Source organism: Streptomyces sp. ActVer (assembly GCF_027270795.1).
GTDB classification, from domain to species: Bacteria; Actinomycetota; Actinomycetes; order Streptomycetales; family Streptomycetaceae; genus Streptomyces; species Streptomyces umbrinus_A.
The window spans coordinates 8795-25787 of the sequence record NZ_JAPWHT010000113.1 but is presented as its reverse complement, the minus strand read 5'-3'; the positions used below and the strand labels follow the sequence as shown (position 1 = coordinate 25787).

39 protein-coding genes are annotated in these 16993 nt (G+C 68.1%); 29 read left to right on the top strand and 10 right to left on the bottom strand.

Annotation, left to right across the window (positions count from 1 at the left end; translation table 11 throughout):
• Together O3Q52_RS20205 and O3Q52_RS20200 are read left to right on the top strand one after the other, a co-directional pair.
• Positions 1-391: hypothetical protein (locus O3Q52_RS20205; protein ID WP_269650185.1), on the top strand; the 391-nt coding region annotated here is incomplete at its 5' end.
• Positions 388-546: a hypothetical protein gene (locus O3Q52_RS20200; protein WP_269650184.1), complete on the top strand. Its 159-nt coding sequence runs from the start codon at positions 388-390 to the stop codon at positions 544-546. The genes O3Q52_RS20205 and O3Q52_RS20200, both read left to right, overlap by 4 nt.
• Positions 547-607: 61 nt before the next feature.
• Here O3Q52_RS20200 and O3Q52_RS20195 read toward each other — a convergent pair whose 3' ends face one another.
• Positions 608-784, bottom strand: a complete 177-nt coding sequence (locus O3Q52_RS20195) for a hypothetical protein (RefSeq protein WP_269650183.1) — start codon at positions 782-784, stop codon at positions 608-610.
• A gap of 13 nt (positions 785-797) precedes the next feature.
• A complete protein-coding gene (locus tag O3Q52_RS20190) occupies positions 798-980 on the bottom strand; it encodes a hypothetical protein (protein WP_269650182.1) in 183 nt (60 codons plus the stop codon).
• 86 nt (positions 981-1066) lie between these two features.
• On the opposite strand from O3Q52_RS20190, the gene O3Q52_RS20185 reads away from it, so the two are divergent.
• The gene (locus tag O3Q52_RS20185) at positions 1067-1360 is read left to right on the top strand and encodes a sigma-70 family RNA polymerase sigma factor (protein WP_269650181.1); all 294 of its coding nucleotides are present in this window, start codon (positions 1067-1069) and stop codon (positions 1358-1360) included.
• A 54-nt stretch (positions 1361-1414) separates the two neighbouring features.
• On the opposite strand, the gene O3Q52_RS20180 is transcribed toward O3Q52_RS20185, so the two are convergent.
• The 3 genes from O3Q52_RS20180 to O3Q52_RS20170 form a co-directional block, all read right to left on the bottom strand.
• Positions 1415-1702: a hypothetical protein gene (locus O3Q52_RS20180; protein ID WP_269650180.1), complete on the bottom strand. Its 288-nt coding sequence runs from the start codon at positions 1700-1702 to the stop codon at positions 1415-1417.
• A gap of 469 nt (positions 1703-2171) precedes the next feature.
• The gene (locus O3Q52_RS20175) at positions 2172-2594 is read right to left on the bottom strand and encodes a hypothetical protein (protein WP_269650179.1); all 423 of its coding nucleotides are present in this window, start codon (positions 2592-2594) and stop codon (positions 2172-2174) included.
• The gene (locus O3Q52_RS20170) at positions 2575-3867 is read right to left on the bottom strand and encodes a transposase (protein ID WP_269650178.1); all 1293 of its coding nucleotides are present in this window, start codon (positions 3865-3867) and stop codon (positions 2575-2577) included. Before O3Q52_RS20170 ends, O3Q52_RS20175 begins: the two co-directional genes overlap by 20 nt.
• 50 nt (positions 3868-3917) lie before the next feature.
• Here O3Q52_RS20170 and O3Q52_RS20165 point away from each other — a divergent pair, with 50 nt between their 5' ends.
• Complete coding sequence (locus O3Q52_RS20165; protein WP_269650177.1) at positions 3918-4076, top strand: Arc family DNA-binding protein; 159 nt, start codon at positions 3918-3920, stop codon at positions 4074-4076.
• A gap of 106 nt (positions 4077-4182) precedes the next feature.
• On the opposite strand, the gene O3Q52_RS20160 is transcribed toward O3Q52_RS20165, so the two are convergent.
• Both O3Q52_RS20160 and O3Q52_RS20155 read right to left on the bottom strand, forming a co-directional pair.
• The gene (locus tag O3Q52_RS20160; RefSeq protein WP_269650176.1) at positions 4183-4944 is read right to left on the bottom strand and encodes a DNA-binding transcriptional regulator; all 762 of its coding nucleotides are present in this window, start codon (positions 4942-4944) and stop codon (positions 4183-4185) included.
• 90 nt (positions 4945-5034) lie between these two features.
• Entirely contained in the window at positions 5035-5250 is a 216-nt protein-coding gene (locus O3Q52_RS20155) for a hypothetical protein (protein ID WP_269650175.1), read from the bottom strand.
• A 199-nt stretch (positions 5251-5449) separates the two neighbouring features.
• On the opposite strand from O3Q52_RS20155, the gene O3Q52_RS20150 reads away from it, so the two are divergent.
• The 22 genes from O3Q52_RS20150 to O3Q52_RS20045 all read left to right on the top strand — a co-directional run bounded on the left by O3Q52_RS20150 (position 5450) and on the right by O3Q52_RS20045 (position 14958).
• On the top strand, positions 5450-5947 hold the full coding sequence (locus O3Q52_RS20150; RefSeq protein ID WP_269650174.1) for a hypothetical protein: 498 nt from the start codon (positions 5450-5452) through the stop codon (positions 5945-5947).
• On the top strand, positions 5944-6162 hold the full coding sequence (locus tag O3Q52_RS20145; protein WP_269650173.1) for a hypothetical protein: 219 nt from the start codon (positions 5944-5946) through the stop codon (positions 6160-6162). The genes O3Q52_RS20150 and O3Q52_RS20145 overlap by 4 nt, the downstream gene beginning before the upstream one ends.
• Positions 6162-6515 carry a hypothetical protein gene (locus tag O3Q52_RS20140; protein WP_269650172.1) on the top strand — a complete coding sequence of 118 codons (354 nt, stop codon included), beginning with the start codon at positions 6162-6164 and terminating at the stop codon, positions 6513-6515. Before O3Q52_RS20145 ends, O3Q52_RS20140 begins: the two co-directional genes overlap by 1 nt.
• Positions 6515-6688 carry a hypothetical protein gene (locus O3Q52_RS20135; RefSeq protein ID WP_269650171.1) on the top strand — a complete coding sequence of 58 codons (174 nt, stop codon included), beginning with the start codon at positions 6515-6517 and terminating at the stop codon, positions 6686-6688. The genes O3Q52_RS20140 and O3Q52_RS20135 overlap by 1 nt, the downstream gene beginning before the upstream one ends.
• A gap of 185 nt (positions 6689-6873) precedes the next feature.
• On the top strand, positions 6874-7104 hold the full coding sequence (locus O3Q52_RS20130; RefSeq protein WP_269650170.1) for a hypothetical protein: 231 nt from the start codon (positions 6874-6876) through the stop codon (positions 7102-7104).
• A gap of 52 nt (positions 7105-7156) precedes the next feature.
• Positions 7157-7387, top strand: coding sequence for a hypothetical protein (locus tag O3Q52_RS20125; protein ID WP_269650169.1), 231 nt, complete (start codon positions 7157-7159; stop codon positions 7385-7387).
• Between the two features lie 138 nt (positions 7388-7525).
• Positions 7526-7708, top strand: coding sequence for a hypothetical protein (locus O3Q52_RS20120; protein ID WP_269650168.1), 183 nt, complete (start codon positions 7526-7528; stop codon positions 7706-7708).
• A gap of 97 nt (positions 7709-7805) precedes the next feature.
• Positions 7806-7985 carry a hypothetical protein gene (locus O3Q52_RS20115; protein ID WP_269650167.1) on the top strand — a complete coding sequence of 60 codons (180 nt, stop codon included), beginning with the start codon at positions 7806-7808 and terminating at the stop codon, positions 7983-7985.
• A 4-nt stretch (positions 7986-7989) separates the two neighbouring features.
• Entirely contained in the window at positions 7990-8133 is a 144-nt protein-coding gene (locus tag O3Q52_RS20110) for a hypothetical protein (RefSeq protein WP_269650166.1), read from the top strand.
• 28 nt (positions 8134-8161) lie between these two features.
• Positions 8162-8458, top strand: coding sequence for a hypothetical protein (locus tag O3Q52_RS20105; RefSeq protein WP_269650165.1), 297 nt, complete (start codon positions 8162-8164; stop codon positions 8456-8458).
• Between the two features lie 11 nt (positions 8459-8469).
• Entirely contained in the window at positions 8470-8781 is a 312-nt protein-coding gene (locus O3Q52_RS20100; protein WP_269650164.1) for a hypothetical protein, read from the top strand.
• Positions 8781-8984, top strand: coding sequence for a DUF4236 domain-containing protein (locus O3Q52_RS20095; protein ID WP_269650163.1), 204 nt, complete (start codon positions 8781-8783; stop codon positions 8982-8984). The genes O3Q52_RS20100 and O3Q52_RS20095 overlap by 1 nt, the downstream gene beginning before the upstream one ends.
• A 1-nt stretch (position 8985) precedes the next feature.
• Complete coding sequence (locus O3Q52_RS20090) at positions 8986-9183, top strand: hypothetical protein (RefSeq protein WP_269650162.1); 198 nt, start codon at positions 8986-8988, stop codon at positions 9181-9183.
• Between the two features lie 21 nt (positions 9184-9204).
• A complete protein-coding gene (locus tag O3Q52_RS20085; protein ID WP_269650161.1) occupies positions 9205-10554 on the top strand; it encodes a hypothetical protein in 1350 nt (449 codons plus the stop codon).
• Positions 10554-12557 (top strand): hypothetical protein, encoded by a 2004-nt coding sequence (locus O3Q52_RS20080; protein WP_269650160.1) that lies wholly within the window; start codon positions 10554-10556, stop codon positions 12555-12557. The genes O3Q52_RS20085 and O3Q52_RS20080 overlap by 1 nt, the downstream gene beginning before the upstream one ends.
• Before the next feature lie 205 nt (positions 12558-12762).
• Positions 12763-13374: a hypothetical protein gene (locus O3Q52_RS20075; protein WP_269650159.1), complete on the top strand. Its 612-nt coding sequence runs from the start codon at positions 12763-12765 to the stop codon at positions 13372-13374.
• Between the two features lie 21 nt (positions 13375-13395).
• Positions 13396-13887: a hypothetical protein gene (locus tag O3Q52_RS20070; protein WP_269650158.1), complete on the top strand. Its 492-nt coding sequence runs from the start codon at positions 13396-13398 to the stop codon at positions 13885-13887.
• Between the two features lie 9 nt (positions 13888-13896).
• Positions 13897-14043: a hypothetical protein gene (locus O3Q52_RS20065; protein ID WP_269650157.1), complete on the top strand. Its 147-nt coding sequence runs from the start codon at positions 13897-13899 to the stop codon at positions 14041-14043.
• Between the two features lie 8 nt (positions 14044-14051).
• Positions 14052-14234 (top strand): hypothetical protein, encoded by a 183-nt coding sequence (locus O3Q52_RS20060; protein WP_269650156.1) that lies wholly within the window; start codon positions 14052-14054, stop codon positions 14232-14234.
• Positions 14235-14243: 9 nt separating this feature from the next.
• Positions 14244-14459 carry a hypothetical protein gene (locus tag O3Q52_RS20055; RefSeq protein ID WP_269650155.1) on the top strand — a complete coding sequence of 72 codons (216 nt, stop codon included), beginning with the start codon at positions 14244-14246 and terminating at the stop codon, positions 14457-14459.
• Positions 14459-14770: a hypothetical protein gene (locus O3Q52_RS20050; protein ID WP_269650154.1), complete on the top strand. Its 312-nt coding sequence runs from the start codon at positions 14459-14461 to the stop codon at positions 14768-14770. The genes O3Q52_RS20055 and O3Q52_RS20050 overlap by 1 nt, the downstream gene beginning before the upstream one ends.
• A gap of 17 nt (positions 14771-14787) precedes the next feature.
• On the top strand, positions 14788-14958 hold the full coding sequence (locus O3Q52_RS20045; RefSeq protein ID WP_269650153.1) for a hypothetical protein: 171 nt from the start codon (positions 14788-14790) through the stop codon (positions 14956-14958).
• A gap of 1 nt (position 14959) precedes the next feature.
• Here the strand turns inward: O3Q52_RS20045 and O3Q52_RS20040 are convergent, their stop codons facing one another.
• The 3 genes from O3Q52_RS20040 to O3Q52_RS20030 are packed head-to-tail and all read right to left on the bottom strand — an operon-like array spanning position 14960 to position 15800.
• Positions 14960-15157 (bottom strand): hypothetical protein, encoded by a 198-nt coding sequence (locus O3Q52_RS20040; protein WP_269650152.1) that lies wholly within the window; start codon positions 15155-15157, stop codon positions 14960-14962.
• Between the two features lie 53 nt (positions 15158-15210).
• Complete coding sequence (locus O3Q52_RS20035; protein WP_269650151.1) at positions 15211-15525, bottom strand: hypothetical protein; 315 nt, start codon at positions 15523-15525, stop codon at positions 15211-15213.
• Complete coding sequence (locus O3Q52_RS20030) at positions 15522-15800, bottom strand: hypothetical protein (protein ID WP_269650150.1); 279 nt, start codon at positions 15798-15800, stop codon at positions 15522-15524. Before O3Q52_RS20030 ends, O3Q52_RS20035 begins: the two co-directional genes overlap by 4 nt.
• Positions 15801-15947: 147 nt before the next feature.
• Here O3Q52_RS20030 and O3Q52_RS20025 point away from each other — a divergent pair, with 147 nt between their 5' ends.
• From O3Q52_RS20025 to O3Q52_RS20015, 3 genes are all read left to right on the top strand, one after another.
• A complete protein-coding gene (locus O3Q52_RS20025) occupies positions 15948-16268 on the top strand; it encodes a hypothetical protein (protein WP_269650149.1) in 321 nt (106 codons plus the stop codon).
• A gap of 72 nt (positions 16269-16340) precedes the next feature.
• Entirely contained in the window at positions 16341-16736 is a 396-nt protein-coding gene (locus tag O3Q52_RS20020; protein WP_269650148.1) for a hypothetical protein, read from the top strand.
• A gap of 60 nt (positions 16737-16796) precedes the next feature.
• Entirely contained in the window at positions 16797-16979 is a 183-nt protein-coding gene (locus O3Q52_RS20015; protein WP_269650147.1) for a hypothetical protein, read from the top strand.
• Positions 16980-16993: the final 14 nt, after the last annotated feature.

The window sequence follows — 16993 nt, the reverse complement described above, 5'->3', positions numbered from 1 at the left end:
GCTGCTGGAGCGGGAACGGCATGTGGCCGAGGCGCACGGAGAGCCCGGGCCGGCAGCGACCGAAGCGACCGAACCCGCTGAACAACCCGGGCGAACAACCGTGAACAACTCCAGCACCAGCATCTGGACGCCGCCACCGCCGGGCGACCGCCGCGAACAACTCCCCGACGAAATCCTCACGCTGATCAGCCTGCCCGACTACGTATCCACCGCCTGCGAGACGGCCCTGCGCCTCGAAGACGCCGCCATCAAGGCCGCCCGAGAGGAGCGCGACCAGGACGTCAACCGGCTCATGGGATGGGCGTCCCGCCTCCATCAGCGCTGCCGGATCAACAACAAGTTCACCGGCGTCTCCTGCTCCTGCAACCGCCACCGACAGGACACCCGATGAAGTACCTCCTGCAGGTCGCTCTCCGCTACCTGTCCACGCAGCCCATGCCGGCCCGCTGCCACGACTGCGGCCGGTTCATTTTCGGCAGCTCCGCAGGCGACATCAGCAGCCTGAACGGGCCGATCCGGCGATGGTGCCTCGACTGCCTGCGATGACGCAGCGTGGCACGGTGACGCCCCCGCAGCCAGACGACCGCGGGGGCGTTCAAAGATCGGGCTAGCGAACGGTGATCTTCCTGCTGTCGTCGAAGACGTAGGCGTCCTCTTCGCTTCGGGCGTCGGTGGCGACGAAGCAGCCGCCGGCCGGGGAGAGTTCGGTGCTGGTGACGGTCTCGGTGCGGCCGTTGATGGTGATCTGGTCTCCGGGGCGGAGCTGGCAGGCAAGCTTTTCCACGGCGTTCTCCTGGTCAGCTGGCGTGGATGGGGACGATCTCGTTGGGCTTGAGCAGGTATGGGTCGGACGGGTCGTCGGGTACGTAGACGTGGATGTAGGTGCCGGCGTCCTCGACGCGGGTGACGATCTCGGGGCGCCCGCAGAGGGTGATGTTGTCGCCGGGCTTCAACTGGCTGGCGGTGGTGTGGGTGGTCATTTGGTCTCCCCTGTTCGGCGCTCCCTGACCCCTTGAATGTAAGGGCTACCCCTTGCAGTGTCAAGCCCACCCCTTACACTGGTCTCATGACCACGCCGCCGAGCCCCTTCGAAGCCCTCAAAAACCTCGCGGAACAAGGCGACGCCACCCAGCGCGCCAAAGACGTAGGCGCCGCACTCAACACCGTGCCCGACCTGCAACGCTGGCTCCGCGAAATCAGGCAGCACGCCGTCCAAGAGATGCACCAAGACGGACTCACCTACGACCAGATCGGCACAGAACTCGGCATGCACCGCGTCCGCGCCCACCAAATCGCCGAAGGGCGCACCACCGGCAAGCGGGCCAAGGCCGAAGGCGAACCGGTGACAGAAGAGGCGTGACGCACACGGAAGCGCCCCGCAGTCAGATGACCGCGGGGCGCTTCCGCTGTCGGTCTACGCGAACACGTAGTACTCGGCCAGGCAGATCGCCGACGCGTTGTACACCGCCAACTCCACCCGGTATTCCGCCACTTGCCGCTGCATCACCGCACCCCACACCAGGCCGGCCACCGCAATGCCCACTCCGGCCAGCGCCGCCCCCGACACTGCGATCGCAATCCCGGCGATCACCGCAACCAGCGCCACGACCGGCTGCACCGACGGCTCATCCGGCGGCCCGAACCGGCGCCGGTTCGGCGACTCCGCCGGGAGGTCCTCCCAGTAGCCGCGCAGCTTCTGCACGTGCGGCGACTTGCACTTCGGACACGTCACTGTGACCCCCAAGGTCCCGAACCGAATGGCGGCACTGTGGCCAGTCGGGGGAGCAGCGGCAACGGCTACCGGCGAGTGTGTGAGCGGGGGCACAACCCAGGCGCGGCAAGGGCCCCACCTGCAACGGGTGAGACGCATGCGTGCACGTCAGAACACGGAACGCAACGAAGGCCCCGCCCGATCGGGCGGGGCCTACTGGTGCGCTCAGGGTCGGCCTACACAGCAGGCTGCCCGCTACCCGGGCACATCTCACGACTGCCTTGCGGCTGATGCGGCGCCATGGGCTGGCCAGGCTCCGCACCGCCATAGGCGCCACAGACCGGACACGAGGCCGAACACTGAGCAGGATCGACGTGATCACGCATGAGGGCTCCCTCTATCGGCGGGTGATTCGCCGTGCACCTCACCCTGCGGCAGCCAGAAGGGAGCAGGGAGGGGCTCAGAGCAGGCGCACGAAAGCGCGCTCCCCGTTGCGGAAGAACACCGTCAGCCCCGGATCGGTCTGCTTCTTGCGCGTCGACCACACCTCAAGCCGCTCCGTATCAGCAGGCTCCGCAGCACCGATCACCCCAGCCAGCCACGCATCCGGAGCGCCATCAGCCGGGGCTGCTGTGTAGGCAGGCGGGCCAGCCGTTACGGGCGCTGTAGGCGTGTCGTGCTTTGCACCGTTCGCCAGCTGGCCAATCACCTGCCACTTAAATTCACGGCCGCCAGAGGTGACGGTCAAGGCATACGGGTACCGGCCGCTTTCGGTGACGCTGACCGCCTGCACACCTGGCGTGCTCTTTAGTGCCTCAATGAGGTAGTCGCGGTATTCCTTAGGACGCACAGGTGATCGTTTCCTATCGTAGATGGGGAGCATCGCTGGCAGTTGACTGCTCCCTGCCTGAAGGAATGGCAAATCGCCCTTCAGGGCTTACGAGGATTTCTGGCTCAGGCCGCCTCGGGGGCTGCGCCCCCGATGGTCTTACGCCTTCGACGCCAGCCGGGGTCAGACCCGCCCGGACGAGCATCACACGGGCGGAGTTCTTGTCCCTGGGGGACACGGCTCCGCACACGGTGCATGCGTAGGTTCGTTCAGAGAGGGGCAGTGCGTGCTTGGTTCTCGCTCCGCACTGTGCGCAGTCCATGGTGGTGTGCGCGGGGTGTACGAGGTGCAGTTCACGGCCATGCTTGCGGGCCAGATGGATCAGCGCCTGCTTGGTCGCGCCGATGGCGGCGTCGGCGGCCTTGCGAGCCATGGTGGACTTCGCGAGGAACTTCGGACGGAAGTCCTCAACGGCCAGCGCATCATGATCACGGACAACCGACTTGGCCCACTTATGGGCGGTGTCCTCGCGCTGGCGGGCAACCTTCTTGTGGAGCTTGGCCGTCTGCCGCTTCGCTTCGCGGTAGCCCTTCGATCCGGCCTGCCCGTGGGCGGGGCGGCGGCGGGCCATCATCCGCTGGTAGCGGGCGAGGCGCTGCGCGGCGGTCTTCCCGTGCTGGGCGTGGGGCAGGTCGTGGGAGTCGCTGGTGGTGGTGGCGGTCTCCTTTACGCCCCAGTCGATGCCGATCACCGCGCCCGTGGCGGGCAGCGTCTCGGTGGTGGTGGCGACGACGAACGAGGCGTACCAGTGGCCGAGGCTGTCGCGGTACACGCGGACCGAGGACGGCGGCTTGGGCAGCTCACGGGACCACACCACGGTCAGGGCGACGCCTCCGGCGAGGTACAGTCGCCCATCCTTCAGGCGGAAACCTCGGCGGGTGTAGTTCAGTGACGGATCGGCGGCGCACTTCTTCTTGTACTTCGGCATCCCGGCGCGTTGACGCAGAGGCAGGCAGCTTTTGATGTCCTTCAGAGCCTTGGCGCGGGACTTGGCGAAGTCGCGGATGGTCTGCTGCTGCGGCACTGAACTGCCCTCACGGAGCCATGCGTTCGCGGTGCGGGCGTCGGTCAGCATCTTGTCCAGACGTGCCGGTCCGCACTTCTCGTCCTCGACGTGGGCCTTCTTCGACCGGGCGCAGCATTCGTTCCAGATCCACCGGCACCGTGCCCACTCTGCGTCCAGGGCGGTGCGGGCGGTCGACGACACGCGCAACCGGTAGGTATACCGGGCGTGCCCGGCGTCCTCACCTCCATGCTGCGTCGTCATGGTGTCACCATACCACCACGACACTGTCGTGATGCACCTATCATGAAGTCATGGATGAGACAGCACGCATCACCCTCCGCCTTCCCATCGACCTCCACGAGTGGCTGGTCGATCAGGCCAAGTCCGTCCGTAGGTCCCTCAACTCCGAGATCGTCTACCGGCTGGAGGTCGAGCGCGACGCTGCTGCGGCAGACGCCGAATCGCCCTAGCGGCGATTCGCCTCTCCTTATCCTGCTCCGCAGGGGTCCGATTCCTCCCCGACCTGAAGGCCGGGGCATCCTCGGAGGTACCCGGTGAATGAGCGAGAATCGACGGCTATTCAGGAACTCGGCTGTACTTGGCGATCGCTGCCTTGTTCGTGGACGCGTCTTGAAGGCGCAGTTCCCATGGTCCGGTGTTGACATCCATGTCCTTGCCGAAGCCGATCCACTTGCCGGCCATGCGGGTTCCGGTCGGCTCGACGAGCATCTGGATGGCGCCGTGGTAGCGAGCCCCCCGGTAGTAGCCGTCTGTCGCGGTCTGCTCCACCCATGTTCCGGTGATGACGTTGCCGTCGACGGTGAGGTCCATGGTGAGCGGCGAGTTGGGATTCGAGGACGCGCCCGGAAGGGAGCGCACGGTGAGCCGGTTCCCATGCTGGAGCAATACGACGTGGTGCAGTCCGACGAAGCTGCCGTCCCGACCGCTGGAGAAGTACTCGTACTTCGATAGCCAGACGCCCGCGTAACTGGCGCGGGGAGATGCCTGGGGAGTTGATCCGGGGGCCGGGGCAGCGATGCCCTCAGGCGACATGTGTACGTCATGCCCGCCAGCGCCGTCTTCGGTGATGCGGGCCATGACCGGGGAGGCGAAGCCGAGAGCGTCGATCGGCATTCCGGTGATCGCTTCGAGGGCTCGCGCGTAGCGGGGGCTAGGTACGGCGATGGCTCCGGATTCCCAGCGCTGGATAAGGCGCTTGCTGGCATCGACGCGGAACCCGGCTCGCACCCCGGCGTTCCGGAGCGCTTCGGCGAAATCGTCCTGACTCAGGAGCATGGCGATGCGCACTGCTCGGAGCGTGGTGTTGGGCTGGGTCATGTCTAAACGGTAGCGGCATGACGCCACGATGTCGCCTCAGATGCCGTCGCGGGGGATTGCCTGAGCCTGTCAGCGTGTAGCCATGACAGGTCACCGACCATGCTCGGCGTCGCCGCCATCGCCTTCTTTATTCGCGGGGCGGGGCGGCAGTTCGTCCGTCTCTCCGACCAGCCAGCGCAGGAACGCGTTGATGTGCCTGTTCATGTCGGAATCGACCTCGGCCACGGCGGCCTGGGCCTGCTCGTACAGCTCCGGACTGTCGGGGCGGTACGTGCGGGCTCTCTTGAGGTGGATTCCGGCTGGCATGCAGGAATCTTCGCACAGTGGATTGCCACGGTCTAGAGAAGGCGCTACGTTAGTGGAGTGCCACTCGGAACCGCTCCACCGGTTCGGATGGGACACCTGTGCCGCTCCACCGGCACTCATAAACGAAGACGGCCCCAACCGAGGGACTCCACTCCCTGGCCAGGGCCTAACCAATCAGGATCTGTGAAGGGACCCCTGAATGGCTACGCAAGAGCTTACCGGTGCGTCGCACGCCGATGGTGCGGCGGCCACCGTCCACCCCTTCCCGGTCATTGCGCCGGGCCATCACCTCGCCCCGGTGGCGATCGGCGCCCCTGGCCCCGAGCAGCGGATCGTATTCGTGCCGGATCCCGACTGGTGCGCGACCAACCACGTCGCCAGCTGGGTGCACTTCATCGAGGACGTCGACCACACCGGAGACGAGTTCGCCGTCCACATCCCCTCGTTCCTGAACGTGGGCAAGTCGGCCTACACGCTCACTGCGACTGTCGGTTGCGACTCGATGTCCACCGACCCGCAGATGCGTGCGGCGCACGTCATCGTGGGCGACGAGGGAAGCGTGGACGCCTACCTCACGCCCGACATGGCCGACGTTACGGCTGTCGACCTGGAGCGACTGGCGGCGAAGATCCGAGAGGCCGCCCGTACTGCCCGTCTGCACAACCAGCACGAGGCCACGCAGGCGGTGACGGCATGAGCACCGCAGCCCGCACCCCCACTCTGGCCGAGATGGCTGCCGATTACCGGTCGCATGCGGCGCATGCCGCGAAGTTGGCGGCGAAGGCGGCTTCCGGTGAGGGTCTGCCTGCGATCGACGTGCGGTCGTGGGAGTTCGCCGAAGAGCTAATGGCCGGTACCAGGGCCACCCTCGCTGCCGCCGGGATGCTGCACCTGATCGGCGGTGCCCGCTGATGGCCGAGCATGACATCACTGAGCAGGACCGGAATCGTTGGCAGCGCCTGGCGCACGACGAGGTTGGCGTGTTCCTCTCCGACGCCCGCAGCCTGGGGCTTCCCGCGGTGACGTGGATTATCGCGACGACGGGTGCGATCACCGGCAAGGTGAACGCCCTCGGGTCGACGCCCGCCAAGCAGCGTGCCGACTTCGACGCGTGGGTTGCCTACTTGGGCGTCACGCCGTCGGGGCGCACCCGGCGCGATGGCAGCGTCACCCTGCACGCCAAGTTCGAGCGGGGCGACCTGGTCGGCGGTGCGATCCGCGCCGACATCGACCCGCCTATGGACGACGGCGGCGGTGCGCCGTGATGGCACGCGAGGTCTTCGACTCGTTCCCGGCTGGTGGCCCGCGCGGGTCCTGGCCGGCGGAGGAGAAGGCGCAGCAGCTGCGTCAGGCCGGAACCCCGGCGACGGTCCGCATGGATCTCGATTCGGACCGGTTCCTGGTCGTCGCGCCTGTTGAGGGTGGTGGCGTCCGGTGAGTCAGTGCGAGCTGTGCGGCGGCTGGTTCGGCTTCTGGATGTGTGCCGCATGCCAGACGGTCGCCAACTTCCTGCGGAACGGCCTCCGCTAACCCCAAGACCGCCGCGGGCGAGTGGCGACCATCCCCCCGTCCTCGCCCGCGGTGCCCAACCGCATCCCGGCAAGACCAACCGAGGAGATCAGCATGTCCAGCTACCTGGAAGAGGCCGCCGCCCAGCTCCGGAAGGCGACCGCCGAGTACGAGCGGAACTGTGCCGAGAGCAGCATGCCGAACCTTTCGAGGGGTGTCTTGGCCGAGAAGCGGGAGCGCATCGCCCAGAGCTTCGCGACGCTCGCCGCGATCGACAACGGCCTGCTTCCCGCCGAGATCACGCAGGACGTGATCGCCGCACTCGTCACCCGCACCACCGCCTAACTCGGCTCCACCCCCACCAGTTCCTGTGACCTTGAAAGGGTCTGTGATCCCCATGTCTCCCTTCGTCTTCTCCGTCGACGGCGCCCTGTTCTCTGCCGCCCCCGCCACGTTGACGGGTGGCGCCGACCGCGCCCTGGTCCTGGTGCCGACGGTGCTGTCGATCTCCGACCTGTTCGCCGAGTACGCCGCCGCGAGCAGGGCCCGCCGGGCGGAGATCCGCCTCGCCGCCGACCCGGAGCTGCTGGCCGAGCTCGACGGCTTCGACTACCCGGCCGCCGCCTGACCCGCAGACCGCCGTGGCGGCGCACATCCCCCAGCGCCGCCACGGCACCCAGCCCCGGACCCGGTCACCACGGACGTCGCCGCAAAGGCATCCCGGGGCACGCACCGACAACCCATTCACCGATCTGAGAGGACATCCATGTCTGACCGCATGAAGGCCCAGGCCGCGAAGAACCGAGGGGCGGCGAAGGTGCTGCGTGGGCGTGGCAAGGGCGACGCCGCGAAGCGCATGGAGGACCGGGCCGACGAACTGGAGTCGGGCCGCGTCACCGACCAGACCGACACGATCCTGTCCGCCTGGCGCTGGGCCCGCCGCGGCTGATCCGCACCACAGCCCCGGCATCCAGCCGCGAGGGCGCCGATTCGAAGTCGGCCCGGGGCACGCACCACACCATCCACCGAACCGAAAGGAACCCGTCATGGGCCAGTTCAGCAAGGGCGACAAGGTCACCGTCACTAACCCGGTCCAGCCCACCCGCTTCCAGGGCGGCGAGACAGGTGAAGTCGTCCGTACCGACTTCCGCGACGGGATGGTGCAGATCCGCGACGAGGACGACGTCCTCGCTTCCGTGCACCCGACCGAGATCACCAAGGACTGACCGCATGCCCCGCAAGGAGTGCGCCCAGTGCGTGGAGCACGCCGAACTCCACTCCGGCAACTGGGGGTTCGGCCCCCAGAACGAGCCGTGCCCGGCCTGCAAGAGGAACCGCCGCAAGCACGCAGCCGGCCACAAGGTCCGCGCCTAGCCATCCCAACCCCCGGAAGGAGCCCGTAGTGCACGCCTATCTGATCACCGCGAAGCCTGGCCGGCTGCATCGTGCGGCCGTGTGGGCGGGCCGGTGGGCGCTGCGGGCCCTCGCCTTGACAGTGATGGTCGCCCTCGGGGCGGTCGTGTTCACGGTCCGCTGCGCCCGGCCGGTCATCAACTACCTGGCGACCCGGGCTGCATGGCTCGAACTCTGGGCCGCCTCCGTCACCGGGATCGGGCCGGTTGGGGCGGCCGTTGGAGCGGGCCTCACCGACAAGTTCGTCGACGAATTCCACAAGGCGCGCACCGGCGCCACCGCCTGAGAGAGGAAACCATGAAGAAGCCGAACCCTGTCGACGCGATCGGCGGCATCGCAACCGCCGTGGTCACGGGCGCCGTTGCAGCGCACCTTGTCGACCACGACGTGAGCACGCTCATCCTGCTGTCCGTCGTCCTGTCGATGCTGTCGTCCGGCCTCACGCTCACCGACCGGGTCGCGAAGGCCACCACGACCGAGGTGTACCGGTGCTCCGCCCAGGGCTGCTCGGTTGAGATCCGGGCGACCCGCAACCACTCGCCCGAGCGGCTCGCGGTACTGCGGGACATGGCGACGGACCACACCCGGCACGGATCGGCAGCCGTCTGATGCCGATCACGTTCCGCAAGTCGTTCCGGATCCTGCCCGGGGTCCGCCTCAACATCAACCGGCGCAGCTGGTCGGTGACGTTGGGCGCCCGGAATGGGCCTCGCTACACCCGCAGTTCGACCGGCCGCGACACCACGTCGATGAATCTTCCTGGCGGATTCGGCTGGCGCTCCACCCGCACACGGCGACGGGCGGGGGAGTGACGTGAAGCTGCTCGCCTGGCTCGCCACGTTCCTGCCCGCGTTCACTGCGGCGATCACCGTCGGTCGCGTCACCGCATCACTCGACGCGCCCACACCCTTCCCACATCTGGCCGCCATCGCCACAGCCCTGCTGGTGATCCACGTCCTCGACACGCTCATCGGCACCCTCCTCACCCACCGCGCCGCACGTCGCGGCTAACCCGAAAGGACACCGAACGTCATGACCGCCAGCCCGCCCCAGGTCAACGGCAGCAGCAGGCCGACCATGCCCGTCATCGGGGACTGGCGGCCCATCAACCCCGACCCCGAGCCCGCCGAGGAGCAGCGCAGCCCCGAGCCGGCCGCCCCGTCCGCCGCCGATGTCGAGGTGGCCCGCGCGAAGGCCTGGGCCGAGGCCGAGGAACGGCGCGTCGCCGCCGAAGCCGAGAAGGAAGAGCGGCTGATCAAGGCCCAGGCCGAAGCCGACGCCATTCGGGCCGAAGCCGAGGAGACCGCGCGCCGACTGCGTCTCACCAACGACCGCACCGAACGCAAGGACCGCGAAGCCGCAGCAGCCAGCGAGGCCCGCATCGCGGAGTCGAACCGGAAGCGCGACGAAGCCGACCGGGCGCGCGAGGAGGAGCGACGGAAGGCCGACGAGCAGCGGCAGGCCGAGAAGTCCGTTGCGAAGGAGATCGAGACCGCCGACGAGAAGTGGCGGTCCTACGCGATCCGCTTCGCGATCGTCTGCGGCATCGTCTCCCTGCCCGTCCAGATGAGCTTCTTCTGGAACCCGAAGGCGCCCTGGATGGCTGCCGCCCCGATCATGCTCGAAGGCGCGGCCTGGGTCGTCCACCGCGGAGCCCGCGCGGCAGCCGTCAGCAAGCGGCCGGTGTGGCACTACCGCACCATCGTCTGGCTGCTCGCCTTCCTCGCCGCCGGCGTGAACCTGTACCACGGCCTCCACTCCTTCGACCCCGGCACCGCCGTCGCGACCGCGTTCGCATCGATCGCCGGCCCCGGCGTCTGGGACCTCCACGAGCACGGCCGTATCCGCAAGCGCGACGGCGCACTGACTCGCCGGGAGCGCAAGGCCGCTGAGGGGGCGGCCAAAGTGGAGGCCAAGAAGAAGGCTGCAGAAGCGAAGCGACTCGCAGCCGAGAAGGCAGCCGCCGACAAGGTGGCCGAGCAGGCGGCAGCGAAGCTCGCCGCGGACCGGGAGCGGAGGTTCTCGAAGGTGTGGGACCACGCCCTGAAGCTCGCCGCGGACCTTGGCGAGGTCGGCGTCACCGAGGCGATCTGGGCCCAGGCCAAGCTCGACGTCGAAGGCGCCAAGCCCGGCGAGTCCGCGGAGACGATCCGCATGCGCAACGCCGCTGAGGCGAGGGTCGAGGCGGCCCGCGAAAGGCGTCCCGTGAACACCCTCAGCAAGACCACGAACGCGCAGCGTGCGATCCAAACACCCCGCTCCTCGTACAAGCCCGTTCCACCCCGCCGCACGCCCGGCGATACGCCCCGCTACAGCCGCGCCGCCGGGCGCGCGCACGGCGAGCTCCTCCGTCGCTCCAACGCCCGCAAGAAGGACCAGTGATGACGACCGAAGCCACCCCGGAGTTCCCCGCCGACTGGGACACGAGCAAGGTGATCGCGGGCGAACTCGTTGTCCCCGACGACCTGTCCGAGGAAGACATCGCACCCGGCATCCTCATCCCCTACGAGCCGGGCTACCCGGTGCTGCGCACGGCCGGGTCGGCGGCCATGACCGTCGCCTCCGTCACCGGCCGCGCCTGCGGGCTCTCGGCCCGCTGGTTCTTCACCGGCGCCGGCGCTGTCGGCTTCCTCGGCTGGCGCTACCTCCGCGCCCACGACCTCCAAGAAGTCCTCGGCGGCATGAACCGCGGCGCCGACTGGAACAAGGTCGAGATCGTCCGCAAGAAGCGGTGGAAGCTCCTCGGCTGGACCGGCGGCATCACCGCCGGACTGAACCTGGCTGGCTGGTGGGCGCTCGTGAAGTTCGGCGAGATGGCCGCGCTCGACTGGTCGTGGAAGATTCCGCCCGCGTTCACCGCGGCCTGCATCCTTGCTGCCGTCACCTGGTACGGCCGCTACCGCACCAACCGGCCGGACATCGCACCGCAGCAGATGATCGCCGAGCAGGACAACCCCGAGTCCGACGAGCCGTTCCCGCTCGCCGTGGCCACCTCGCATCACCAGGTGGAGGACTGCGTCTCCCGGGCCCTGGCCTGGGAGGGCATCGACACCCGCGCCATCCGGGTGCTCGGCTTTCATGGCAAGTTCTGGGAGATCGACGTCATCCTCAAGGCGTCCACCCCCGGCAGGGTCAACGCTGTCGCCGACCAGCTCGATGTCCACTTCAACGTCAAGCACGGCGGCACGCTCATCGACCCCGACCCGCAGGAGTCGGCGCACATCGTGCTCCGCCTGGTGACTGGCAACCCCTTCGAGGACATGCCGAAGCCGACAGTGCACGCCCCCAACAGCCTCGACATCTCCGACCCGCACCACTTTGGCCGCTGCATGGACGGCTCCTCCCTGAACCAGGTGCTGGAAGGCCAGCGCATTCTCGTCATCGGCGTGTCCGGCTCCGCCAAGTCCACCGGCGTGCTGCGCGACCTGGCAGAAGTCATCACGGCCTGCCACAACGCCATCGCCATCGAGATGGACCCGATCAAGGATGGGCTGCGGGAGTACGACGGCGCCATGGCCGTCCCGCCCATCCGCGGCAATAAGGCATGCGAGCAGTGGCTCGACCACCTGGTGAAGATGGCCAGCGGCCGGAACTCGGTCCGCAACCGGCTCGGCATGGGCGACACGTGGGTGGCCACTAAGGAGCATCCGGCGATCTTCGTCCTCGTTGACGAATTCATCTTCCTCAGCCAGAAGGCCAAGGAGAAGTTCATCGAGCTGCTGCGCATCGGCAAGCAGTCCGGCATCTACGTGGTGGCCGCCGGCCAGGACGCAACCAGCGATTCCATGGGCGACGCCATCGCCGACACGTTCACTCTGAAGATCATGCTTGCTGCTCGGCATGACGACATCCCCCTCGTCTTCGGGAAGGGCGCCATCGCGGCCGGTTTCCGTCCCGACCGGCTGGTGCCCGCCTTGAACAGGGACATCAAGAACGATGCGGGCCAGTCGTACATCAAGGGGCCGGGCTTGACTCGGCCGTTGCTGTACGGCTGGAACGAGCACGGCAACGAGGCGATCAAGCGGGCGGTCGCCGACCGCGTCGAAGCCGGGCGGCCGTGGTTCGACCGCGACACCCTGGCCGCCGCCGGGCTGCTGCATCTTGCCGACGGCGGGGCGGGGGCGAAGCGGATCACCGGAGACCGGCAGATCGTCGTCGACGCGATCGAGGTGATGGCCGTGGCCGGTGTGGAGCGGATCCGCCCCGAGCCGCTCGCCGAGGCGCTCGTCGAGTTGAACGAGGAGCTCTACGGCAACCTCACGGCGGCTGAGCTTCGAAAGCTCCTGAAGGACGCCGGTGTCGGCGCACCGATCCCGATCGGCGACATCGACGGCTTGACGAACCCGCGCGGCTACAAGCTCGAAGCCTTGACCGTTCTGGCCTGATATGCGCACTGCTCGCGAGGTGCTCGGCACTGCTCGACCGCAGGTCACAGCCGCTCGACCAGGCGCTCGCGCATCTGCTCGCCGAAACCCCGAGCACCTGCCGAGCAGCACTCCGAGCGGCTGTGACCTGCGACGGAGCACCCGCGAGCAGTGAGCGAGCACCTCTCAAACTACCGCAAAACGATCACTCGCCCGAGGAGTCCGTATGACGCCCGCGAAGCGCAAGCCGGCCCGCCGCAGCACCGCGACGAAGCGCCGTAAGCCCGCCGCCCGTAAGCATCCCGCCCGCCGCGTCAAGATCCCTCGCGGCGGCCCGATCCACGCCCGTCTCGGCAGCTGGCTCGTGCTGCGCGTCGTCGCCCCCATGGTCGACACCCACCGCGACGACATCCGCTCCCGCAAGGACGCCGCCATCGTCCGGCTCTCTCACCGGGGCTGCCCGAAGTGCCACGGCGAAGGAATGATCGCCACGAGGGGGAAGAGCGGCGAGTTCACCGGCTCTAAATCCTGCACCGCCAAGCCGGCCCAGCAGACGGTCTCTCGCTGGCAAGTCCAGAAGGCCGCCCGGTTCGGAACCGAGAAACGGGCCGGACTCATCGGATGGACCTGCCCCTGCGGCAAGAAAGAGAAGCCGCGCTACCGCGACCCCAAGCAAGCCACCAAGGCTCTGCGCGCCCACGAGCGGAAGAAGCACGGCGGGCAAAGCGTCGGCGGCGGCTGGACAGTGCAGCAGACCGAAGCGGCAGCCCTCGCCCCCTCGCAGCCCACACCCGCCCCCAAGACCAGCAAGGCTCCGGCGAAAGCCGCCACCCCGTAACCCCGGAAAGGAACCCCACTCATGCTCGACCTGCCCGAGCCGAAGCCCACCGCCCCTGCGGCCGGGCAGGCCCATCTCAACGACCAGGCGCAGCAACTCGTCGCCGCCGTCGAGGAAGCCATGCGCACCCCCACCTCGTACCGCGACGACACCCCCGTCCCGGCCATCGGTAGTGCGCCGCCCGTCGACCAGCCGGGCCGGCCGTCGATGAGTCCGAGAGCCACGGACGCCAGCGTGATGATGATCGCGGGCGGGTTCCTCAGCCTCTGCCTCGGCGCCGCCGTGAGCGCGGTCCTTTACTTCTCCGGCACCGCCAACGAGACCGTCGTCATCTGCCTCTGCGCCGGACCGCCCGCCGGATTCCTCGCACTGAAGAGCCTCGTGAAGGGCGTCAAGCAGGCCGCCCCCGCCGAGATCCACAACCACTACACCGGCACCGTCCACCAGCAGAACAGCGAAACCCACACGTCGACCCGCGGCGTGTGGGCCCGCACCAACAACCAGCAGAAGTAGGAAAACCCGATGACCGACGTGACCATCCACGACGACGACAACCCCGACGGCCGGCCCGCCACCGACCAGGAGATCAGCAGCCTGCTCGACGGAATGACCACCGCCGACGGCACCAGCATCCTCGACATCTTCAACAACACCCGCGACCTCGACTAGGAGACCGCATGCCCGATAACGAGTGCCAGTTGTGCGGTGCCCCCGGCGGCTACCCGTACTGCAACGAAGCCTGTCGCGAAGCCGACCAAGACGAAGCCGAAGGCGAGGTCCCGGCCATCAGTGCCGCCGACTTCGGCGCGCTCACCGACATCACCGATCTGGGGGCGACCGACGCCCGCAACCACCGATAGGAGACGACCATGTGTTCAACCGGACCGACCACCAGCTACGGCTACGAACTGTCCATAGCCGACGATGCAGGGCTCGACGACATCCCGGTCTGCTGCGGCGATGACATGAACGGCAGCAAGACCAGCCGAGGCGGCATCGACTACACCTGCGGCCGTTGCGGGACCGTCCTGGAGATCGGCAAGAGCGGGCTCGTCGATGACATTCGCGAGAAGACGGCCGCCTAATGGCCACCGGAACCCGCAAGCACCGCGTCACTCAGCGCGCGATCGTCAACGGTCAACGCGACCACCTGAACTTCCCTCTCGACGAGGGAAGGGCCCGCATACGCTCCGCGCGCCGCCACGCCGATGTCTTCCACCCCTACGAGTTCACCGCCCGCGACGGCACGCCGATGCACGTCGCCTACGCCCGCTTCCTGCCGGGCAGTCCGAAGCACGGCTACAGCAAGTTGAACCCAGAACTGGACGTGACGTACCTGTTCGAGGTGACTGCCGAAGCCGCCGTTGCAAGCTTCGGCCTCACCCCGACCGGCTGAGAGAGGACACTCGATCCATGAGCATCGACGAGCGTTACGTGGCCGGAGTCGACTACGACGAGTCGCAGGCGTGCGGCGAGGGCATGTGCCGCTGCCACTGCGACGGCGGGCACGTCTGCGGCTGCGACTGCTGGCGCTGCGACGAATGCATGCAGTCGGAAGAGAACTGCGACTGCGAGAACGACTGATCTACCCAGACGCGGCAGGGCCCCGGTCGTCATCCACGGCCGGGGCCTGCGTCATGCGCGGCACAGCGCGGGCCATCCACCGATTGTCGGTGAGCAACCGCGGCTCCATGCGGGTCACCAAGCCCAGCGACTGCAGCTGCCGCAGCCCGGCCGCGCACTCCTGCTCCGTGTCCGCCTGCACCGCGAAACGTAACGCCATGACCGCAGTCTGCCCTCGGTGGTGGGGGAGCGGGGCGGAAACGGGGAAGCGGGCTACGGCCGCCAGGCCTCGTCGTAGCCGCGCACGCCCTGGTGCTCCCAGGCGAGGAGCCGGAGCTGCTGGTCGGCGATCCTGCCCGTCGGGCCGGCCGTACCCAGGTACGGAACGACCGTCTCGTCGAGGAAGCTGGTTCGAGCTTCGGCGGCATGGATGCCGGTGCGGGCCGCTTCTGCCGCGTCGGCGGGCTGTAGACCGAGGTCGCGGCCCACGCCCAGCGTGAAGGCCTGGGCCATCGAGCGGGCCGTGTCGAGTTTGTCGGCGTACAGCTGGCGCAGGAAGGCGACCATGTCGGTCTGGTCCGGGGTCACGCGTCGGGCTGCGCCTTCTTGGCGCTGACAACGGTGCGTTCGCGCAGTGGCGGGATGCCGGCTGCTTTGGAGATGCGTCCGACGTGCTGGCGCTCGTATGGGACAAGGCGCGTGACCTCGGAAGGGCCCAGGGTGCGGGCTTTGAGGACGTCGACGATGCCCTCGTTCAGGGCGATGCGTGCGGCTTCTAGTTGCGCTTCGGCTGCTTCGTAGTCGGCGCCGAGTTCGGAGAGCCGGTCGCGTGCTGCCTGCTGCTTCTTCTCGGTGGCGGTCATGCGCATAAGGATGCCACGTCTTGTCGCATCTCCACTAGGCACCTTATCGATGCATCTCACAGTTGCCACAGAGCAAGACCTCTTGACGATGCAACATGAGGATGCAATAGTGGAGTCATTGCCAGGGAGACCACCAGGGGAGACGGCATGAAGACCACGACCGACATCGACTGGACGAACGTCGTCAACTTCGACAACCACGGCAGCTTCTGGGGCTACGACACCGTCGAGGACGCCGAGATCGGCATCGAGCAGGCCCAGGTCGCCGGCCAAGACATCAGCGAGTGGTACGCGACCGACCGCAACGGGCTCCTCATGCGAGTCGTGCGGGTCGCCGACCCCGAGTTCCTCGACACCATCGCAGTCTTCCCCGCCGAGTGCACCGACTGCGGCGCACCGGTCACCTCCCTGAAGTGGGTCACCGACGAGCACCACGCAAAGTGCCCGCGCCGCGACCCGAACTTCTGACCCACCCCGGGGCCCGGCTGTCACTGGCCGGGCCCGCCGATCCACCGCACACCCGCACCAAGGGGGAACCGCATGAACGCTGCCGCCCAGCTCCGCCGGACTCACGCCGCAGCCCAGCGCGTCACCAAGGCCCTCGCCTACCGCGCCCGCAACGGACTGCTCGCCGCCCAGATGGAAGCCGGCCACCTCGTCCGCACCGGCGACATCCTGGACCGCCTCGGTGCCGACGACCTCAAGGACGGGTTCAAGTCCTGGTACGGCCGGCACGTCAAGAAGGCGTACATCGCCGCCAACGGCCAGCCCCCGCTCATGGTTTGGGCGCAGCACCGCACCACTGGCAAGTGGATTCACGTCGCCGTCTACAGCCCGTTCGACATCGCCCTCTACATCGGGCTGGCCAGCTACAAGCAGACCAAGCACCTCGCCCGCCCCGCCTTCTTTCAGGCCGCCTACACGGAGGCTGCCTAGACCAACTCCACGGCGCAGCAGACGACCACCACCCCGCACCAACTCGAGAACGGAACCGCCATGACCCGCGCCGCCCGTATCACCCAGCTCCCCACCGCCCCGGATGCTCTCGCCGACCGGATCCTGGCCGTCGGGGACGCTGGCCTTCTCGTCGGCCTCACCGCTCAGATCGGCGGCCGGAAGGCCCGCTCCCTCCTCGCCGAGGCGCACAGCATCGTCGCTGACCGGCTCTGGAACAGCTGACACCACCTCCGCGA

What these genes read in the sequence shown, in the direction of transcription:
- O3Q52_RS20140 (WP_269650172.1), top strand. Translation starts at nt 6,162, where the DNA reads ATGGCCGAGCATGACATCACTGAGCAGGACCGGAATCGTTGGCAGCGC.
- O3Q52_RS20100 (WP_269650164.1), top strand. Translation starts at nt 8,470, where the DNA reads ATGAAGAAGCCGAACCCTGTCGACGCGATCGGCGGCATCGCAACCGCC.
- O3Q52_RS20160 (WP_269650176.1), bottom strand. Translation starts at nt 4,944, where the DNA reads ATGACCCAGCCCAACACCACGCTCCGAGCAGTGCGCATCGCCATGCTC.
- O3Q52_RS20190 (WP_269650182.1), bottom strand. Translation starts at nt 980, where the DNA reads ATGACCACCCACACCACCGCCAGCCAGTTGAAGCCCGGCGACAACATC.
- O3Q52_RS20025 (WP_269650149.1), top strand. Translation starts at nt 15,948, where the DNA reads ATGAAGACCACGACCGACATCGACTGGACGAACGTCGTCAACTTCGAC.
- O3Q52_RS20170 (WP_269650178.1), bottom strand. Translation starts at nt 3,867, where the DNA reads ATGACGACGCAGCATGGAGGTGAGGACGCCGGGCACGCCCGGTATACC.
- O3Q52_RS20060 (WP_269650156.1), top strand. Translation starts at nt 14,052, where the DNA reads ATGCCCGATAACGAGTGCCAGTTGTGCGGTGCCCCCGGCGGCTACCCG.
- O3Q52_RS20095 (WP_269650163.1), top strand. Translation starts at nt 8,781, where the DNA reads ATGCCGATCACGTTCCGCAAGTCGTTCCGGATCCTGCCCGGGGTCCGC.
- O3Q52_RS20050 (WP_269650154.1), top strand. Translation starts at nt 14,459, where the DNA reads ATGGCCACCGGAACCCGCAAGCACCGCGTCACTCAGCGCGCGATCGTC.
- O3Q52_RS20040 (WP_269650152.1), bottom strand. Translation starts at nt 15,157, where the DNA reads ATGGCGTTACGTTTCGCGGTGCAGGCGGACACGGAGCAGGAGTGCGCG.
- O3Q52_RS20070 (WP_269650158.1), top strand. Translation starts at nt 13,396, where the DNA reads ATGCTCGACCTGCCCGAGCCGAAGCCCACCGCCCCTGCGGCCGGGCAG.
- O3Q52_RS20125 (WP_269650169.1), top strand. Translation starts at nt 7,157, where the DNA reads ATGTCTCCCTTCGTCTTCTCCGTCGACGGCGCCCTGTTCTCTGCCGCC.
- O3Q52_RS20075 (WP_269650159.1), top strand. Translation starts at nt 12,763, where the DNA reads ATGACGCCCGCGAAGCGCAAGCCGGCCCGCCGCAGCACCGCGACGAAG.
- O3Q52_RS20065 (WP_269650157.1), top strand. Translation starts at nt 13,897, where the DNA reads ATGACCGACGTGACCATCCACGACGACGACAACCCCGACGGCCGGCCC.
- O3Q52_RS20150 (WP_269650174.1), top strand. Translation starts at nt 5,450, where the DNA reads ATGGCTACGCAAGAGCTTACCGGTGCGTCGCACGCCGATGGTGCGGCG.
- O3Q52_RS20055 (WP_269650155.1), top strand. Translation starts at nt 14,244, where the DNA reads ATGTGTTCAACCGGACCGACCACCAGCTACGGCTACGAACTGTCCATA.
- O3Q52_RS20120 (WP_269650168.1), top strand. Translation starts at nt 7,526, where the DNA reads ATGTCTGACCGCATGAAGGCCCAGGCCGCGAAGAACCGAGGGGCGGCG.
- O3Q52_RS20145 (WP_269650173.1), top strand. Translation starts at nt 5,944, where the DNA reads ATGAGCACCGCAGCCCGCACCCCCACTCTGGCCGAGATGGCTGCCGAT.
- O3Q52_RS20080 (WP_269650160.1), top strand. Translation starts at nt 10,554, where the DNA reads ATGACGACCGAAGCCACCCCGGAGTTCCCCGCCGACTGGGACACGAGC.
- O3Q52_RS20135 (WP_269650171.1), top strand. Translation starts at nt 6,515, where the DNA reads ATGGCACGCGAGGTCTTCGACTCGTTCCCGGCTGGTGGCCCGCGCGGG.
- O3Q52_RS20115 (WP_269650167.1), top strand. Translation starts at nt 7,806, where the DNA reads ATGGGCCAGTTCAGCAAGGGCGACAAGGTCACCGTCACTAACCCGGTC.
- O3Q52_RS20200 (WP_269650184.1), top strand. Translation starts at nt 388, where the DNA reads ATGAAGTACCTCCTGCAGGTCGCTCTCCGCTACCTGTCCACGCAGCCC.
- O3Q52_RS20130 (WP_269650170.1), top strand. Translation starts at nt 6,874, where the DNA reads ATGTCCAGCTACCTGGAAGAGGCCGCCGCCCAGCTCCGGAAGGCGACC.
- O3Q52_RS20015 (WP_269650147.1), top strand. Translation starts at nt 16,797, where the DNA reads ATGACCCGCGCCGCCCGTATCACCCAGCTCCCCACCGCCCCGGATGCT.
- O3Q52_RS20020 (WP_269650148.1), top strand. Translation starts at nt 16,341, where the DNA reads ATGAACGCTGCCGCCCAGCTCCGCCGGACTCACGCCGCAGCCCAGCGC.
- O3Q52_RS20110 (WP_269650166.1), top strand. Translation starts at nt 7,990, where the DNA reads ATGCCCCGCAAGGAGTGCGCCCAGTGCGTGGAGCACGCCGAACTCCAC.
- O3Q52_RS20165 (WP_269650177.1), top strand. Translation starts at nt 3,918, where the DNA reads ATGGATGAGACAGCACGCATCACCCTCCGCCTTCCCATCGACCTCCAC.
- O3Q52_RS20185 (WP_269650181.1), top strand. Translation starts at nt 1,067, where the DNA reads ATGACCACGCCGCCGAGCCCCTTCGAAGCCCTCAAAAACCTCGCGGAA.
- O3Q52_RS20045 (WP_269650153.1), top strand. Translation starts at nt 14,788, where the DNA reads ATGAGCATCGACGAGCGTTACGTGGCCGGAGTCGACTACGACGAGTCG.
- O3Q52_RS20030 (WP_269650150.1), bottom strand. Translation starts at nt 15,800, where the DNA reads ATGACCGCCACCGAGAAGAAGCAGCAGGCAGCACGCGACCGGCTCTCC.
- O3Q52_RS20175 (WP_269650179.1), bottom strand. Translation starts at nt 2,594, where the DNA reads ATGCTCCCCATCTACGATAGGAAACGATCACCTGTGCGTCCTAAGGAA.
- O3Q52_RS20085 (WP_269650161.1), top strand. Translation starts at nt 9,205, where the DNA reads ATGACCGCCAGCCCGCCCCAGGTCAACGGCAGCAGCAGGCCGACCATG.
- O3Q52_RS20155 (WP_269650175.1), bottom strand. Translation starts at nt 5,250, where the DNA reads ATGCCAGCCGGAATCCACCTCAAGAGAGCCCGCACGTACCGCCCCGAC.